The organism is Pseudomonas sp. PA-7-1E, assembly GCF_021605325.1.
Classification (GTDB): domain Bacteria; phylum Pseudomonadota; class Gammaproteobacteria; order Pseudomonadales; family Pseudomonadaceae; genus Aquipseudomonas; species Aquipseudomonas fluorescens_BV.
On record NZ_WKFA01000089.1, the window covers coordinates 1 to 14283 of the forward strand.

Below are 14283 nucleotides of genomic sequence, written 5' to 3' on the forward strand. Positions count from 1 at the left end.
CTATCGCTGACAGTCACTGTGGCGAGGGAGCTTGCTCCCGCTGGGGTGCGAAGCGCTCCCACGATTTTGGGGCCGCTACGCAGCCCAGCGGGAGCAAGCTCCCTCGCCACAACAGCTCACTTACAGATATTGCGCCATGATTTCGTCTATACGGCCGCTGTTGCGTAACTCATCCAATGCGGCCTGGAGCCTGGCCACCACCTCATCCGACACGTCTTTGTTCAACGCCAGGTAAAGCTGCGCACTGTTGAAGCGCAATACCGTCTTGAGCCCGTTCACCCCCACCTGCCGCGCCAGGTAACGCCCAGCGGGGTCGCCTGTGGCCCACAGGTCGATCTGGCCTTCCATAAGCTTTTGCGCATTATCCTGGTCACGCAGGGCGACTATCGGCTTGAGCCCCTGCTTGTCCAGGCTTTCGGCAATGGCATCGCCTTTGTAGGCGCCAATCTTGTAGCGGCGCGCTTGCTCCAGATTTTCCAACTCGATCTTGCTGTCTGCCTTGGCCAGCAACACCCAATCGTCCGGGCCGATAGGGCCGACCCATTTGAACAAGGCTTCACGATCTGGCAACCGCGCCATTACAAACACGCCGTAACCTGGCTGTTCCAGGGCGAGCTTGTAGATTCGCTCCCAAGGAAAACGCAGAGTGAGGTTGTAGGAAATGCCAGCGCGCTTGAAGGTTTCGCGCACGATGTCCACGGCAATGCCTTCGATGTTCTCGTCCTTGGCGAAGTTCTTGCCGTTTTTCGCCATGTTGTAGGGCGGGAAATTTTCCGTCAGCAACACCAGGGAGGCGTCAGACGGTTGTTCGGCGTGTGCCGGAGCCACCATGAGCATGGAGGAACTGGCGAGGGCGAGCAGCAGGTGTTTGAACATGAAGGCTACCGGAATCCATGGCAAGCGCAGAGAGTGCCGCGAGCCTGCCATGGTGTCCAGCAGCGTTTAGCGCACGACGATACCGCGCGCTGCCATGTAGGCCTTGGCCTCGGGCACGGTGTATTCGCCAAAGTGGAAAATACTCGCCGCCAGCACCGCGCTGGCGTGGCCTTCAAGCACGCCATCGGCCAGGTGTTGCAGGTTGCCGACGCCGCCCGACGCGATCACCGGGATGCCCAGTGCATCGCTGATGGCGCGGGTGACGCCCAGGTCGAAGCCGTTTTTCATGCCGTCCTGGTCCATGCTGGTCAGCAGGATTTCACCGGCGCCCAGGCCTTCCATCTTCATCGCCCACTCCACCGCGTCCAGCCCGGTAGGCTTGCGCCCGCCGTGGGTGAAGATCTCCCAGCGCGGGGTTTCGCCCGGGCCGGAGACCTTCTTGGCGTCGATAGCCACCACGATGCATTGCGAACCGAAGTGCTGCGCGGCTTCGCCGACAAACTCGGGGTTGAACACCGCGGCGGTGTTGATCGAGACCTTGTCCGCACCGGCATTGAGCAGGTTGCGGATGTCTTGCACTGTGCGCACGCCGCCACCCACGGTCAGCGGGATAAACACCTGGCTGGCCATGCGCTCGACGGTATGCAGCGTGGTATCGCGGCCATCGACGCTGGCGGTGATGTCGAGAAAGGTAATCTCGTCGGCACCTTGCTCATCGTAGCGACGGGCAATTTCCACCGGGTCGCCGGCGTCACGGATGTTCTCGAACTTGACGCCCTTGACCACGCGACCGTTGTCGACGTCCAGGCAAGGGATGATGCGTTTGGCCAGCGCCATGGTCAGTCCTCAGCCGTTGTAGGCGTCGCAGTAAGCCTGGGCTTCGGCGACGTCCAGAGTGCCTTCATAGATCGCACGGCCGGTGATGGCGCCGATGATCCCAGGCGCCTTGGCGTCCAGCAGCGACTTGATGTCGCCCAGGTTGTGGATGCCGCCGGAAGCGATCACCGGAATCTTGGTGGCCGCTGCCAGGGCTGCGGTGAAAGGTACGTTGCAGCCCTGCATCATGCCGTCTTTGGCGATGTCGGTATAAACGATGGCGGACACGCCATCGGCTTCGAACTGCTTGGCCAGGTCGATCACTTGCACGGTGCTGATTTCAGCCCAGCCGTCGGTGGCGACGAAGCCGTCCTTGGCATCCAGGCCGACGATCACCTTGCCAGGGAACGCGCGGCAGGCTTCGGCGACGAAGGCTGGGTCTTTCACGGCCTTGGTGCCGATGATCACGTAGCTCACGCCCGCTTTCACGTAGTGCTCGATGGTTTCCAGGGAGCGGATACCGCCGCCGATCTGGATCGGCAGGGTCGGGTAGCGCTTGGCGATGGCGGTGACCACCTCGCCATTGACCGGCTGGCCTTCGAAGGCGCCGTTCAGGTCCACCAGATGCAGACGACGGCAGCCCCCTTCTACCCATTTGGCAGCCATGCTCACCGGGTCATCGGAGAACACGGTGGAATCTTCCATGCGGCCTTGGCGCAGGCGGACACAAGCGCCGTCCTTGAGATCGATAGCGGGGATAATCAGCATCTGGCAAACCTTATTCGATATTCAGCAATGCTTGGGAAATCAGGGTTTCTCAAGCGACCACAAGTCGCTTTCGATGCTTTCGAACCTTTCTTTAAGGAGCGTCTGCGTGTCGAAAATCGCCCTGTTGTAATAATGCGGCGCCACTTCGGTGGTGAACAGCTCAAGAATTTCGGCGACCTCGAACGAGCCCAGCTTGAGCTCGAAGCGGTCTTCCATGAACCGCTTGATCTTGTCGGTAGCCTCACGCTCCTGCTCGGGCGCGAGGTTCAAGATCGGCGGCTTCGGCTTCCTGGCCATTTACCAGCGACCATCCCACGCGGCGAAATTCTGCAGCAATTGCAGGCCATGGGTATGGCTTTTCTCCGGGTGAAACTGCACGGCAAAGCGCGAACCATCGGCCAGTGCGGCGGCAAAATCGACGCCGTAATGCCCGCCACCCACCACCTGGCGCGGGTTACCGGCGGCGATGTAGTAGCTGTGCACGAAGTAGAAACGCGCCATGTCCGGGATGTCGTGCCACAGCGGGTGGTCGACGGTGCGGCGCACTTCGTTCCAGCCCATGTGCGGGACTTTGAGGTGCTCGCCATCTTCATGCAGGTCTTTGCCGAAGAACTTCACCTGCCCTGGAAACAGGCCAATGCAGTCGACACCGCCGTTCTCTTCACTGCTGTCGAGCAAGGCTTGCATGCCCACGCAGATACCGAGGAAGGGGCGGTCCTGGCTGACTTCGCGCACCAGGCTATCAAAGCCCAGGCGACGGATCTCGGCCATGCAATCGCGAATCGCGCCGACGCCGGGGAACACCACACGGTCGGCTTCGCGAATCACGTTGGCATCGCTGGTGATCAGCACCTTGCCAGCGCCTACATGCTCAAGGGCCTTGGCCACCGAGTGCAGGTTACCCATGCCGTAATCGATAACCGCGACCGTCTGCATTACAGGACGCCCTTGGTCGACGGCATTTGCCCGCCCATGCGCTCATCGACTTCCACGGCCATGCGCAGTGCGCGGCCGAAAGCCTTGAACACGGTTTCGATCTGGTGGTGAGTGTTGGTGCCGCGCAGGTTGTCGATGTGCAGGCTGACCAGTGCGTGGTTGACAAAGCCCTGGAAGAATTCCTGGAACAGGTCGACGTCAAAGCCACGGCCCACGTTAGCGCGGGTGTACGGCACGTGCATCTGCAAACCCGGGCGACCGGAGAAGTCGATGACCACACGGGACAGCGCTTCATCCAACGGGACATAGGCATGGCCGTAGCGACGGATGCCTTTTTTGTCGCCGATGGCCTTGGCAAACGCCTGGCCGAGGGTGATGCCCACGTCTTCCACCATGTGGTGGTCGTCGATATGCAGGTCGCCTTTGCCGACGATATCCAGGTCGATCAGCCCGTGACGGGCGATCTGGTCCAGCATGTGCTCAAGAAAAGGTACACCGATATCAAATCGGGCCTTTCCGGTGCCATCCAGGTTGATCGAGGCTTTGATCTGGGTTTCCAGAGTGTCGCGCTCGACAGATGCCTTACGTTCGGCCATCACCAGCTCCGCAAAATCATTGGGCGAAAAAGGCAGCCATTATAGGGGCGCAGGCGCTAAACAGAAACAACGAAGGGGATAAGACTGACGAGTTGGAGCGAGGAATGTCGGGGATAGACATGTGCATACATGTGAGCATGGGCTTATGTGGGAGCTGGCTTGCCTGCGATGCAGACACCTCGGGGCATCAGTTACACCGCAGTGATGCTATCGCAGGCAAGCCAGCTCCCACACAAGCCCGGCCCCACAGGAGCCGGGCCCACCCTTATTGCGGTGTCAGTGGAACAGTACCGCCGTCTTCTGCAGGGTCACCCACACACCCCACGCCAACGGAATACCCACTACCAGCCACGCAGCAATCGCCAGCGGCTTGCTGGCGGCGGAGGCCTTCCATTCCAGCACAGTGCTCGCATCAGCACCTTTGTCATGGCCCAGCGCCTGTTCGGCGGCAAGTTCCGCGTCGGTCATGAAGTACTTGTCGGCCACCGGGCGCACCAGCAGGTTGCAGATGAAGCCCAGCACCAGCAGGCCGGCGAGGATGTACAAGGTGATGTCGTAGGCCGCGGCGCGTTCAACGCCGATGCTCAACTGGTATTCACGCAGGTAGTTCACCAGCACCGGGCCCAATACGCCCGCAGCGGCCCAGGCGGTCAACAGGCGACCGTGGATCGCGCCAACCATCTGAGTGCCGAACAAGTCCGCCAGGTAGGCCGGAACCGTGGCAAAACCACCGCCGTACATCGACAGAATGATGCAGAACGCGGCCACGAACAGCGCCACGTTACCCAGGTGCCCCAGGTTCGGGATCAGCGCGTACAGGGCAAAGCCCAGGGCGAAGAACACAAAATAGGTGTTTTTACGCCCCAGGTAGTCGGAGAACGACGCCCAGAAGAACCGGCCACCGATGTTGAACAGGCTCAACAGGCCGGTAAAACCAGCGGCAATGGCTGCAATGGAGGCCAACTGGCCCGCATCCAATTGACCAAATGGCACATCAACACCCAGCAACTTGCCGCCGAACACTTCCTGCAGCAGTGGCGAAGCCATGCCCAGGATGCCGATACCGGCCGACACGTTCAGGCACAGCACCAGCCATACCAGGCGGAACTGCGGGGTTTTCCACGCGACATTCACATGCACATGGCGGTGAGTGATCATCGCATTGCTGGCTTTTTTCGCCGGAGCAGTCCAACCCTCAGGCTTCCAGCCGGTTGGCGGCACGCGATACAGCAGTGCGCCACCGATCATGAACACGAAGTAAATCGCCGCCATGACCACAAAGCTCTGCCATACACCGACGCTGGTCGGTGAAGAGAAATGGCCCATCAGCGCCGCGGCCAAAGGTGCACCCACCATCGCGCCGCCGCCAAAGCCCATGATCGCCATGCCGGTCGCCATGCCGCGTTTGTCCGGGAACCACTTGATCAAGGTCGAAACGGGCGAGATATAGCCCAGGCCCAGGCCAATACCGCCAATGACCCCGGAGCCGATCCACATCAGCCAGATCTGGTGGGTATAGATACCCAAGGCGGAGATCAGCAGGCCACCACACCAGCACAGCGCCGAGACAACACCAGCCTTACGCGGCCCGGCGTGTTCCAGCCAGCCGCCCCAGATTGCTGCGGAGCAGCCCAGGAAGATGAAGAACAGGGTATAGATCCAGCCCAGCATGGAGATGGGCCAGTCGCATTGGGACGAAAAGACTTGGGCGATAAAGCTCATGTCCGGCGCGCAGGCCACAGGTGCGGTGATGCCCAGCGCCTTGGACAAGGGCAGCCAGAACACCGAGAAGCCGTAGGCCATGCCGATGCACAAGTGGATGGCCAGTGCGGCCGGTGGAACCAGCCAGCGGTTGAAGCCCGGCTTGGCGATGATGCGCTCCTTGGACAGGAACGCAGGCTGTGCGGCGGCATTGCCGGCCACAGTGCTAGTGCTCATTGGTGTTTCCCCCAGTTATTGGTATGCGTCCGTCAGGCGCTCTCTCCCTCGGCCTTGCACGCAAAGCGTGGCCGTTTTGTTGAGTGAAGCTCCCTTTTAAGCGCGACGTTAAGTCGCAGAAGGCGGACGAACGTGCAGAGATTAGCACCAGTGGATGACGGAAAAATCAAACTGCCACTACCTTTTTTCGATTATCTGTATTTTCTTGACGTCAAAATCCCATTTCCGCACCGGTGGATACAATGTAACGATCCGTGAACTGACGCCGGCCTTCGGGCGTTATACTCTGCGGCTAAATTTTGAAATCGACATACAAGGACTCGCCCATGAAAGCGTTCGGCAAAATCCTGGGTCTGGTACTTCTCGGGCTGTTGCTGATCATTGTGGCGCTCGGCTTTGCCCTGACCCACCTTTTCGATCCCAACGACTACAAAGAAGAAATTCGCCAGATAGCCCGCGACAAGGCCCACATCGAGCTGACGCTCAATGGCGATATCGGCTGGAGCCTGTTCCCCTGGCTGGGCCTGGAGCTTCATGAAGCCAGCGTCGCAACCCTGACCGCACCGACTCAACCGTTTGCCGACTTGCAGATGCTCGGCCTCTCGGTGCGCGTACTGCCACTGCTGCGCCGCGAAGTACAAATGAGCGATGTGCGTGTCGAGGGCTTGAACCTGCGCCTGAACCGCGATAAGCAAGGCCACGGCAACTGGGAAGACATCGGCAAGAACCTGCCCGACGAAACCGCCGGTGCCCCCGCTCCCGCGCCGGTCGAACCGGTGGCTGAAACCAAGCCGGAAAAACCGCCGCAGCCGATCCGCCTGGACATCGACAGCCTGACCATCAACAACGCCCGCGTCGAATACACCGATGAACAGACCGGCAAGCAATTGAGTGCCGAAAGTATCCAGTTGAGTGCCGGTGCCATCCACGAAGGCGCCAGCATCCCGCTGAAACTCACGGCGTTCCTGGGCAGCAACCAGCCGCTGATGCGGGTCAAGACTGAGCTGAACGGCAACTTGCGCATCCAGCGCGCGCTCAAGCGTTATCAGTTCGAAGACATGCGCTTGAGTGGCGAGGCTACCGGTGAGCCGTTGCAAGGCAAGACCGTGAGCTTCTCCACCCAGGGCCAACTGCTGGTGGACCTGGCGGCCAACGTCGCCGAATGGACCAACCTGAAACTGGCGGCCAACCAACTGCGCGCCTTGGGGGAACTGAAGGCCAATGACCTGGACAAAACCCCGCAGATCAGCGGCGCCCTGTCGGTTGCCCAGTTTGACCTGGCCAAGTTTCTTGAGAGCGTCGGCCACCCACTGCCTGCCATGGCCCCAGGCAGCCTGAGCAAGGTCGAACTGGTGAGCCGCCTCAAGGGCACGCCCACCAGCGTCGCCCTGGAAAACTTGAACCTGAAGCTCGATGCCAGCACCTTCACCGGCCGCATCGCCGTGGATGACTTCGCCAAGCAGTCACTGCGTGTGCAGCTCAAGGGCGATACCTTCAATGCCGACAATTACCTGCCGGCCAAATCCGAAGCCGCCAAAGGCGCAACCGCCGCACGCCAGGCCGAAGTACAGAGCAGCGAAGCCGGCGCCATGGCGGCAGGCGGCAGTACACCATTGCCGGAGGCGCCAACCAAAGGTGCCTGGAGCAACGACAAACTGCTGCCGCTGACGCGCCTGCGCAGCCTGGACGTGAATGCAGACCTGGCCTTTGGCGAACTGACCCTGAGCCAGTTGCCCATTCAGAACGCGGTGCTCAAAGCCTCTGGCATTGACGGGCAACTCAAGCTCGACACCCTCAGCGGCGGTCTCTACAACGGCACGTTCCAGGCCAACGGCACACTCGACGTACGCCAGGACACGCCAGTGCTGGCCCTGCAAAGCCACATCAAGCAGGTGCCCGTTGAGCGCATCCTGCAGGCCCAAGGGAAAAACCCGCCGGTCAAAGGCCAGCTCAGCCTCGACAGTAACCTCAACGGCCGTGGCAATAGCCAGAAGGCCTTGATCGACAGCCTCAACGGCACCGCCAGCATCGTGATCAACAACGGTGTGCTGCTCAATGCCAACATCGAGCAGCAACTGTGCACCGGCATCGCCCTGCTCAACCGCAAGACCCTGAGCGCCACACCAGGCGGCAAGGACACGCCCTTCCAGGAACTGCGCGGCAACCTCACGTTCCGTAACGGCGTGGCCAGCAACCCCGACCTGAAAGTACGTATCCCTGGCCTGACGCTCAACGGCAACGGCGATGTGGATTTACGCGTGCTGGGCATGGACTACCGCGTCGGCATCATCGTCGAAGGCGACAAGCGTGACGTGCCGGACCCAGCCTGCCAGGTCGGCGCCAACTTCCAGGGCATTGAGGTGCCCCTGCGCTGCCGAGGCCCGCTTGAGCTTGGCGCCAAGGCCTGCCGCCTGGACAAGGACGGCCTGGGCCAGGTCGCCCTCAAGGCTGCCGGCAACCGCCTCAACGAGAAGCTGGAAGAGAAGCTCGACAAGGTTAACCCCAAGCTCAAAGACGCATTGAAAGGCTTGTTCAACCGATGAGAACCGAGCAGTTTTCACAAGCGGTGCTGGACTGGTACGACCGCCATGGCCGCCACGACCTGCCTTGGCAACAGGACATCACCCCTTACCGGGTGTGGGTGTCGGAGATCATGCTGCAACAGACCCAGGTCAGCACCGTGCTCAACTACTTCGACCGCTTCATGGCCTCCCTGCCAACCGTCGAAGCCCTGGCCGCTGCGCCGGAAGATGAAGTGCTGCACCTGTGGACGGGCCTGGGCTACTACACCCGGGCGCGCAACCTGCAGAAGACCGCCAAGATCGTGGTGGCCGAACACGGCGGCGAATTCCCCCGCGACGTGGAAAAGCTCACCGAGCTGCCGGGCATCGGCCTGTCCACCGCTGGCGCGATTGCCAGCCTGAGCATGGGCCTGCGCGCGCCGATCCTCGACGGCAACGTCAAACGCGTGCTGGCGCGCTTTACCGCGCAAGAGGGTTACCCGGGCGAGCCCAAGGTCGCCAAACAGCTGTGGGCCACCGCAGAGCGCTTCACACCCTTTGAGCGCGTCAACGCCTACACCCAGGCCATGATGGACATGGGCGCCACCCTGTGCACCCGCAGCAAACCCAGCTGCCTGCTGTGCCCGCTGGAAAAAGGCTGCGAAGCCCACATGCTGGGCCTGGAAACACGCTACCCGATCCCGAAGCCGCGCAAGACCATCCCGCAAAAGCGCACGCTGATGCCGATGCTGGCCAACGCAGAGGGCGCGATCCTGCTTTACCGTCGCCCGTCTACGGGCTTGTGGGGCGGCTTGTGGAGCTTGCCGGAGCTGGACGACCTGCAAGACCTGGATCACCTCGCCAACCAGCACGCGCTGGCGCTGGGCAAGCATCAGGAACTGCCCGGGCTGGTCCACACTTTCAGCCACTTCCAACTGGCCATCGAACCCTGGCTGGTCCAGGTCGAGGAAACCGCCCATCACGTGGCCGAGGCCGACTGGCTCTGGTATAACCTCGCCACCCCGCCGCGCCTGGGCCTTGCCGCCCCGGTGAAAAAACTGCTGAAGCGCGCGGCCGACGTATTGAACGCAGGAGTTTCGTCATGACCCGCACCATCATGTGCCGCAAGTACAAAGAAGAACTGCCAGCCCTGGAGCGCCCTCCGTACCCAGGTGCCAAGGGCCAGGACATCTACGAGCACGTCTCCGCCAAAGCCTGGGGCGACTGGTTGAAACACCAGACCCTGCTGATCAACGAAAAACGCCTGAACATGATGAACGCCGAAGACCGTAAATACCTGGCCGGCGAAATGGACAAGTTCTTTTCCGGCGAGGAATACGCCAAGGCCGACGGCTACGTGCCGCCTGCTCAATAATTGATCAAAAACCAGGGTCTGCACGTAAGCGACGGTAATAATTAAATATTTTTTGAAAACTTGCTTGACGACCCCCTGAAAAACCCGTTTAATGCGCCCCGTTGCCCAGATAGCTCAGTCGGTAGAGCAGGGGATTGAAAATCCCCGTGTCGGCGGTTCGATTCCGTCTCTGGGCACCAAAATACCGAGAAACCCCAAGGAACAATGCGTTCCTTGGGGTTTTTTATTGCCTGCGATTTAATGCGACTCACGCATTTACGGACACGATGTCGCAGCAGGACGATTGAGGGTTATTTTTGGCTGGACTCAATCGTTCAGCCTTTACCCAAATCTCAGTTGTAAGGTTTTTTCATGACCCGCTTCTTGCTTTGCACCCTATTAATACTGACCGCCCTGCTCAGTGGGTGTGCCACGCAACTGGACGTAGCGATCAACGCGACGCCTGATCCCGACTATCACTTCGACCGGCAGGCAACCGTGCTGGTGACCTCCACTGGCGGAAGTGATGAAAACTCACTCAATGCTCGCTACTACCTGCGTGACATGGTCCGCGCCATGCAGGACCAGGGCTTTCGCAATGTCTTCACCGACACCACCCTGCCCAAGAACCACGCGCCGATCAAAATGACCGTCACCCTGGACGTCGACAGCAAGCAGGTGACGTATCGCTACACCGCCACCGAATACGGGCAGGTGGCAAAGAGCACCACCACCCAATGCAAGAAGAACAAGAAAAAGACCGACCAACTGACCTGTACCAGTACCCCAAACACTTCCTACGGCCCGGTAGGGACCTCGGAGCGCACCGGCTACACCACGCTCACCACCTTCCGGGTCACCGCTCGTGATGAAGTGAGCAGGCGCGCGATCTACCTGCTACGGGCGTCTTCCTATAACGACGATTGCCAAGCCGCCAAGGTAGAAGCCTTCCTGGTACAGCAGGGTTTGCAGAATCTGAATTTCCAGGACCGCGTGCAGCGCAATTACACCGTCACGATGCCTGAAAGCTTCCGTTGCAAGTAATCATCTGCTCGACAGGCCCTTGGCTCAAGGGCCTCCTTACTTGAGCAAAAACACCATCAACGGGTTGTCATTCAAGCGCCCTTGATAGCTCGGCGCCAAGTTCTCCACCGGCGACCCCTTCAACAGCGCGGTCTCCTTGCGCGACACGATCACCCAGGAGGGCCGGGGCAGCGCCGCCAACTTCTCAAGCTCGTGAAGCCCGACAAACAGCGGCTGTTCATCGTGATCCAGGTTCATCATGTAGCGCACCGCCCAGGTATCTCGGGCCAGGTCGACAAACACCAACGGACCTGGCTGCGCCTGGCGCAACGCCTCCACCTGGCTGACAAACCGCCGGGTGTCGAATTGCAGGTCCTTGGCCGTCTCTATCACCGTCACAAGCAACAGCCATTGCGCAGCCAGAGCGATCAGACTGAGCCACACCAACCGCCATGCTCGCTGCCAGGCTATCAACGCCGCGACTTGCAGCATCACCAGCACGCCGATCATCAACGGCAAGGAAATCTCCGGCCAGTAGCCCTGCTTGTGCCAGGCGTGTCGACACACAAACAACACAACCACGCACAACGCCGGCAGCGCCGCGACCAGCCATTCATAGCAACGGCGCACACCCACCAGCCAGCCTTGCGCGTGAAGCAGCCCATAGGCAGCGACAGCCGCAAACATCGGCACCATCGGCAGAATGTAATAAGCGCGCTTGAAATGCGGTACCGACAGGCCGAGCAGAATCATCAAGCCGCAGCCCCCGAACCGCACCAGCAATTGCAGGTGCTCATTGGCCCAACGCTCGGGCCAGCGATGGCGCAACGCAAACAGGGTCGCAAACGCCAGCGGCACCACCGGGAAGTAGCGGTACAAGCTCAGTTGGAAATAAAAGTAAAACGGCTCACCCGACTCATCCAGACGCCCGCCGACTTGCATCTTGAAGACTTCATCGGCAAACGCATCGCCACCACTGAACCGCGCAAGCTTCATCAGCAGCCACCAGCACGCGGCGAGCAACACCAGGCCGACAATGCCGTGGATCAACACCTGCCGGACACGCTCCCCCGGCTTGCTCAGTGCCCAATACACACACACCACCGCGCAGACTTCAATCAACCCCAGCGGCCCACGTATGGCGAAACCCAGGATGAACAGCGGGAACACCGCCAGTTGCCTCAGCCGCGACCCAAGGCGTTCGCCGGTGTGCAGCAGGTAGAAACTGCCCACGCATAACAATGCAACCATCTGGTCCAGGCACACCGAGCGCGACTTCTCGAGCAACTGGGCGGTGAGCAGCGTGAGCAGCACCGTCAGCAGCGACCAGGCACGGCTGTAGGGCGCCAGCAGGCGATACATCAGCGCGATCACCCCCGCCGACGCGAGCGCTGTGGGCAGCACATTCGCCAAGTGGTTCGGCGCGTCAAACAAGCGCGCGAATAGATAACTGAAGAAGGTCGCGGTGCCGGGGTAATCCGCATAGGGCTGGCCGTAGGTGGTGGGGAAAAGACTCGCGCCATGGCGATACATTTCCTGCAGGAACAGCGCCCAACGCCCGTCAAAACCCTGGGGCTGCTGATCCCAGATACCTACTGTGAACAACAAGAGAGCGACCAGGAAAATACCCAGTGACTCCAGGCGAAAACGGTTGCGGTGATCCATCGGGTGACCTGTCAGGTGGGAAGCGCTGGCGTATGGTGCCGAACGCGCCCCTGAATGGCGCCTGAACAGACCTGAACATTCACGCGGTTACCGACTGGTGGGCCACACCACTGCCGGGATCAGGCGAACGTAGAGCAGTTCGGCAACCAGCTCGATCAGGGTCTGCAGGATCACCACCGTTGCGGCCAAACCGCGCACATCCTCCGGCAGGGCCAGCGCCAATGGCAAAACCACCAGCGAATTACGCGTCGACGCACTGAACGTCACCGCCCGCGCCGTCACCGCTGGCAGTGCGAACAGCCGCGCAGCCCCAATGCCCATCAACGGTGCCAACAGTACAAATGCCACGTAGATTGGAATGACCGGCAACAACAAGTTGATATCTCGCACCACCGCAGTGATGTGCGAAGCGAGCACGACAAACAACACCAGCGCCATCGCCGGCACCGGCAACCACGCCCAGGCGCTGCTCCAAAGACCGATAGCGCTCGAACGCCGCGCAAGCGCGCTGGTGAGGACAGCCAGAAGCATCGGCACCACAATCAACCCCACGAACGCCTCTACAAATGGCCCCGCCGCTACCACCACGCTGGATTGCTCGCCCAACATCAGCCCCAGGTATACCGGCAACAGCAGCAGTTGCAGCAAAAGCAACAGCGGGGTTGCCGCCAGCATCGAACGCGAATCGCCCTTGCCGATATGGGTAAACACCACCACGTAGTCGATACAGGGCGTCAGCAACACCAGCAGAGCGCCCACCAGCAACGCCGGACGCTCCACCAGGCCGCGGGTCAACCCCCACACCAGCAAAGGCACCAGAATGAAATTGGCCAGCAGCAAGGCCGCCATGAATCGCTTGTTGCCCAAGCCTTGGCGCAGCTCAAGAAAGGGTATCTGCAAAAACATCGCATACATCAGCACGGCGATGGCAGGTGTCACCCAAAGGCTGAAGCCCTGCGCCGACAAGGGCCAGAACAGGCCAAACGTGACGGCCACAAAGACGGCAACAAAGTAGATCGGGACCTGATGGTGTTCCAGGGTGTCACGGGTCATGGGCGGGCTCTGGTGGGTCAATAGACTGTCAGCCTAAGTACCCGCGCAGATAAGGTCGAGCACTACAGCAATCATTGCCGCCCGAGAAACCCTTGGGATTTACCCCAACCTGCGCTTCAATACACCCTCCAGACCAGACCCCCAAGGACGTTGAGCCCATGGCCTCGCCAAACAAGCAGCAAAAACGCGCCCACCGGGCAAAAGCCAAGGCCAAGCAAAACCGCACCCAGCGCGCCGTGGCGCACAAGCCGGATGCTTTTGCTGGCGACGACAGCCGCATCGACCTTGAGTCGGTGGATTTGACTGAACTGTTCGTCGAAATGCGTGCCGCTGGCGAGATCAGCCAGCAGGCGCTGTGTGCGGTGTTCCTGGCGCACCCGTTGCTGGCGCTGGTGCTGGAGCAGGAAGGCGAAGAAGAAGCGACCGACTTTATCCTGGCGGCGCTGATCGAGTATCGGCAGTGGGCGACGGACAGCGATGACGAAGCCGCGGCGTTAGCGTGGATTGAGTCGCCGCAGTTCCAGGCCGATTACGTGGCGGCGTCCCAGGCGCTGGCCAACGCCCCCGACTGACACAAAATAAAAATGTGGGAGCGGGCTTGCCCTAATGCCAGTCAGTTAAGAGCTCGAGCAGACAACCAGTGACTTGTGGCGAGGGAGCTTGCTCCCGCTGGGGCGCGAAGCGGCCCCCTTTTTTGTGGCGCCTTGCCGCCCCGCCCGGGCCAGGCGCCCCCCCCCCATTACCGCGTTTTTCTTTT

The 14283-nt window shown here is 60.7% G+C and carries 14 protein-coding genes and 1 tRNA gene; 6 read left to right on the top strand and 9 right to left on the bottom strand.

Translation table 11 applies throughout. From position 1 onward, the window contains the following. Nucleotides 1-120: 120 nt before the first annotated feature. From GIW79_RS28440 to GIW79_RS28470, 7 genes are all read right to left on the bottom strand, one after another. Nucleotides 121-876, bottom strand: a complete 756-nt coding sequence (locus GIW79_RS28440) for a substrate-binding periplasmic protein (protein WP_054919510.1) — start codon at nucleotides 874-876, stop codon at nucleotides 121-123. Nucleotides 877-942: 66 nt separating this feature from the next. Then, nucleotides 943-1713, bottom strand: a complete 771-nt coding sequence (gene hisF / locus GIW79_RS28445; RefSeq protein WP_003187786.1) for an imidazole glycerol phosphate synthase subunit HisF — start codon at nucleotides 1711-1713, stop codon at nucleotides 943-945. Between the two features lie 9 nt (nucleotides 1714-1722). Next, nucleotides 1723-2460: a 1-(5-phosphoribosyl)-5-[(5-phosphoribosylamino)methylideneamino]imidazole-4-carboxamide isomerase gene (hisA, locus tag GIW79_RS28450; protein ID WP_032894030.1), complete on the bottom strand. Its 738-nt coding sequence runs from the start codon at nucleotides 2458-2460 to the stop codon at nucleotides 1723-1725. A gap of 39 nt (nucleotides 2461-2499) precedes the next feature. Then, complete coding sequence (locus GIW79_RS28455; RefSeq protein WP_032894032.1) at nucleotides 2500-2757, bottom strand: DUF2164 domain-containing protein; 258 nt, start codon at nucleotides 2755-2757, stop codon at nucleotides 2500-2502. Next, nucleotides 2758-3396, bottom strand: a complete 639-nt coding sequence (gene hisH / locus GIW79_RS28460) for an imidazole glycerol phosphate synthase subunit HisH (RefSeq protein WP_054897551.1) — start codon at nucleotides 3394-3396, stop codon at nucleotides 2758-2760. It lies immediately after the preceding gene. Further along, complete coding sequence (hisB, locus tag GIW79_RS28465) at nucleotides 3396-3992, bottom strand: imidazoleglycerol-phosphate dehydratase HisB (protein WP_003187781.1); 597 nt, start codon at nucleotides 3990-3992, stop codon at nucleotides 3396-3398. Before hisB ends, hisH begins: the two co-directional genes overlap by 1 nt. Before the next feature lie 276 nt (nucleotides 3993-4268). Further along, entirely contained in the window at nucleotides 4269-5930 is a 1662-nt protein-coding gene (locus tag GIW79_RS28470; RefSeq protein ID WP_054897552.1) for an OFA family MFS transporter, read from the bottom strand. Nucleotides 5931-6256: 326 nt separating this feature from the next. Here GIW79_RS28470 and GIW79_RS28475 point away from each other — a divergent pair, with 326 nt between their 5' ends. The 5 genes from GIW79_RS28475 (at nucleotide 6257) to GIW79_RS28495 (ending at nucleotide 10829) form a co-directional block, all read left to right on the top strand. After that, nucleotides 6257-8473, top strand: a complete 2217-nt coding sequence (locus GIW79_RS28475) for an AsmA family protein (protein WP_236456008.1) — start codon at nucleotides 6257-6259, stop codon at nucleotides 8471-8473. Continuing rightward, nucleotides 8470-9537: an A/G-specific adenine glycosylase gene (mutY, locus tag GIW79_RS28480; protein ID WP_089042086.1), complete on the top strand. Its 1068-nt coding sequence runs from the start codon at nucleotides 8470-8472 to the stop codon at nucleotides 9535-9537. Before GIW79_RS28475 ends, mutY begins: the two co-directional genes overlap by 4 nt. After that, nucleotides 9534-9806 (top strand): oxidative damage protection protein, encoded by a 273-nt coding sequence (locus GIW79_RS28485; RefSeq protein ID WP_034125530.1) that lies wholly within the window; start codon nucleotides 9534-9536, stop codon nucleotides 9804-9806. Before mutY ends, GIW79_RS28485 begins: the two co-directional genes overlap by 4 nt. Nucleotides 9807-9909: 103 nt before the next feature. Next, nucleotides 9910-9985 (top strand) — tRNA-Phe (locus GIW79_RS28490). Nucleotides 9986-10157: 172 nt separating this feature from the next. Further along, the gene (locus GIW79_RS28495) at nucleotides 10158-10829 is read left to right on the top strand and encodes a hypothetical protein (RefSeq protein WP_236456010.1); all 672 of its coding nucleotides are present in this window, start codon (nucleotides 10158-10160) and stop codon (nucleotides 10827-10829) included. 36 nt (nucleotides 10830-10865) lie between these two features. On the opposite strand, the gene GIW79_RS28500 is transcribed toward GIW79_RS28495, so the two are convergent. Both GIW79_RS28500 and GIW79_RS28505 read right to left on the bottom strand, forming a co-directional pair. After that, the gene (locus GIW79_RS28500) at nucleotides 10866-12473 is read right to left on the bottom strand and encodes an ArnT family glycosyltransferase (protein WP_236456020.1); all 1608 of its coding nucleotides are present in this window, start codon (nucleotides 12471-12473) and stop codon (nucleotides 10866-10868) included. An 87-nt stretch (nucleotides 12474-12560) separates the two neighbouring features. Next, the gene (locus GIW79_RS28505) at nucleotides 12561-13526 is read right to left on the bottom strand and encodes an arsenic resistance protein (RefSeq protein WP_057975373.1); all 966 of its coding nucleotides are present in this window, start codon (nucleotides 13524-13526) and stop codon (nucleotides 12561-12563) included. 158 nt (nucleotides 13527-13684) lie between these two features. Here GIW79_RS28505 and GIW79_RS28510 point away from each other — a divergent pair, with 158 nt between their 5' ends. After that, complete coding sequence (locus tag GIW79_RS28510) at nucleotides 13685-14098, top strand: hypothetical protein (protein WP_034125526.1); 414 nt, start codon at nucleotides 13685-13687, stop codon at nucleotides 14096-14098. The last annotated feature ends 185 nt before the right edge of the window (nucleotides 14099-14283 follow it).

Coding starts and splice junctions, on each gene's coding strand:
- GIW79_RS28440 (WP_054919510.1), bottom strand. CDS start 876: ATGTTCAAACACCTGCTGCTCGCCCTCGCCAGTTCCTCCATGCTCATG.
- hisF (WP_003187786.1), bottom strand. CDS start 1,713: ATGGCGCTGGCCAAACGCATCATCCCTTGCCTGGACGTCGACAACGGT.
- hisA (WP_032894030.1), bottom strand. CDS start 2,460: ATGCTGATTATCCCCGCTATCGATCTCAAGGACGGCGCTTGTGTCCGC.
- GIW79_RS28455 (WP_032894032.1), bottom strand. CDS start 2,757: ATGGCCAGGAAGCCGAAGCCGCCGATCTTGAACCTCGCGCCCGAGCAG.
- hisH (WP_054897551.1), bottom strand. CDS start 3,396: ATGCAGACGGTCGCGGTTATCGATTACGGCATGGGTAACCTGCACTCG.
- hisB (WP_003187781.1), bottom strand. CDS start 3,992: ATGGCCGAACGTAAGGCATCTGTCGAGCGCGACACTCTGGAAACCCAG.
- GIW79_RS28470 (WP_054897552.1), bottom strand. CDS start 5,930: ATGAGCACTAGCACTGTGGCCGGCAATGCCGCCGCACAGCCTGCGTTC.
- GIW79_RS28475 (WP_236456008.1), top strand. CDS start 6,257: ATGAAAGCGTTCGGCAAAATCCTGGGTCTGGTACTTCTCGGGCTGTTG.
- mutY (WP_089042086.1), top strand. CDS start 8,470: ATGAGAACCGAGCAGTTTTCACAAGCGGTGCTGGACTGGTACGACCGC.
- GIW79_RS28485 (WP_034125530.1), top strand. CDS start 9,534: ATGACCCGCACCATCATGTGCCGCAAGTACAAAGAAGAACTGCCAGCC.
- GIW79_RS28495 (WP_236456010.1), top strand. CDS start 10,158: ATGACCCGCTTCTTGCTTTGCACCCTATTAATACTGACCGCCCTGCTC.
- GIW79_RS28500 (WP_236456020.1), bottom strand. CDS start 12,473: ATGGATCACCGCAACCGTTTTCGCCTGGAGTCACTGGGTATTTTCCTG.
- GIW79_RS28505 (WP_057975373.1), bottom strand. CDS start 13,526: ATGACCCGTGACACCCTGGAACACCATCAGGTCCCGATCTACTTTGTT.
- GIW79_RS28510 (WP_034125526.1), top strand. CDS start 13,685: ATGGCCTCGCCAAACAAGCAGCAAAAACGCGCCCACCGGGCAAAAGCC.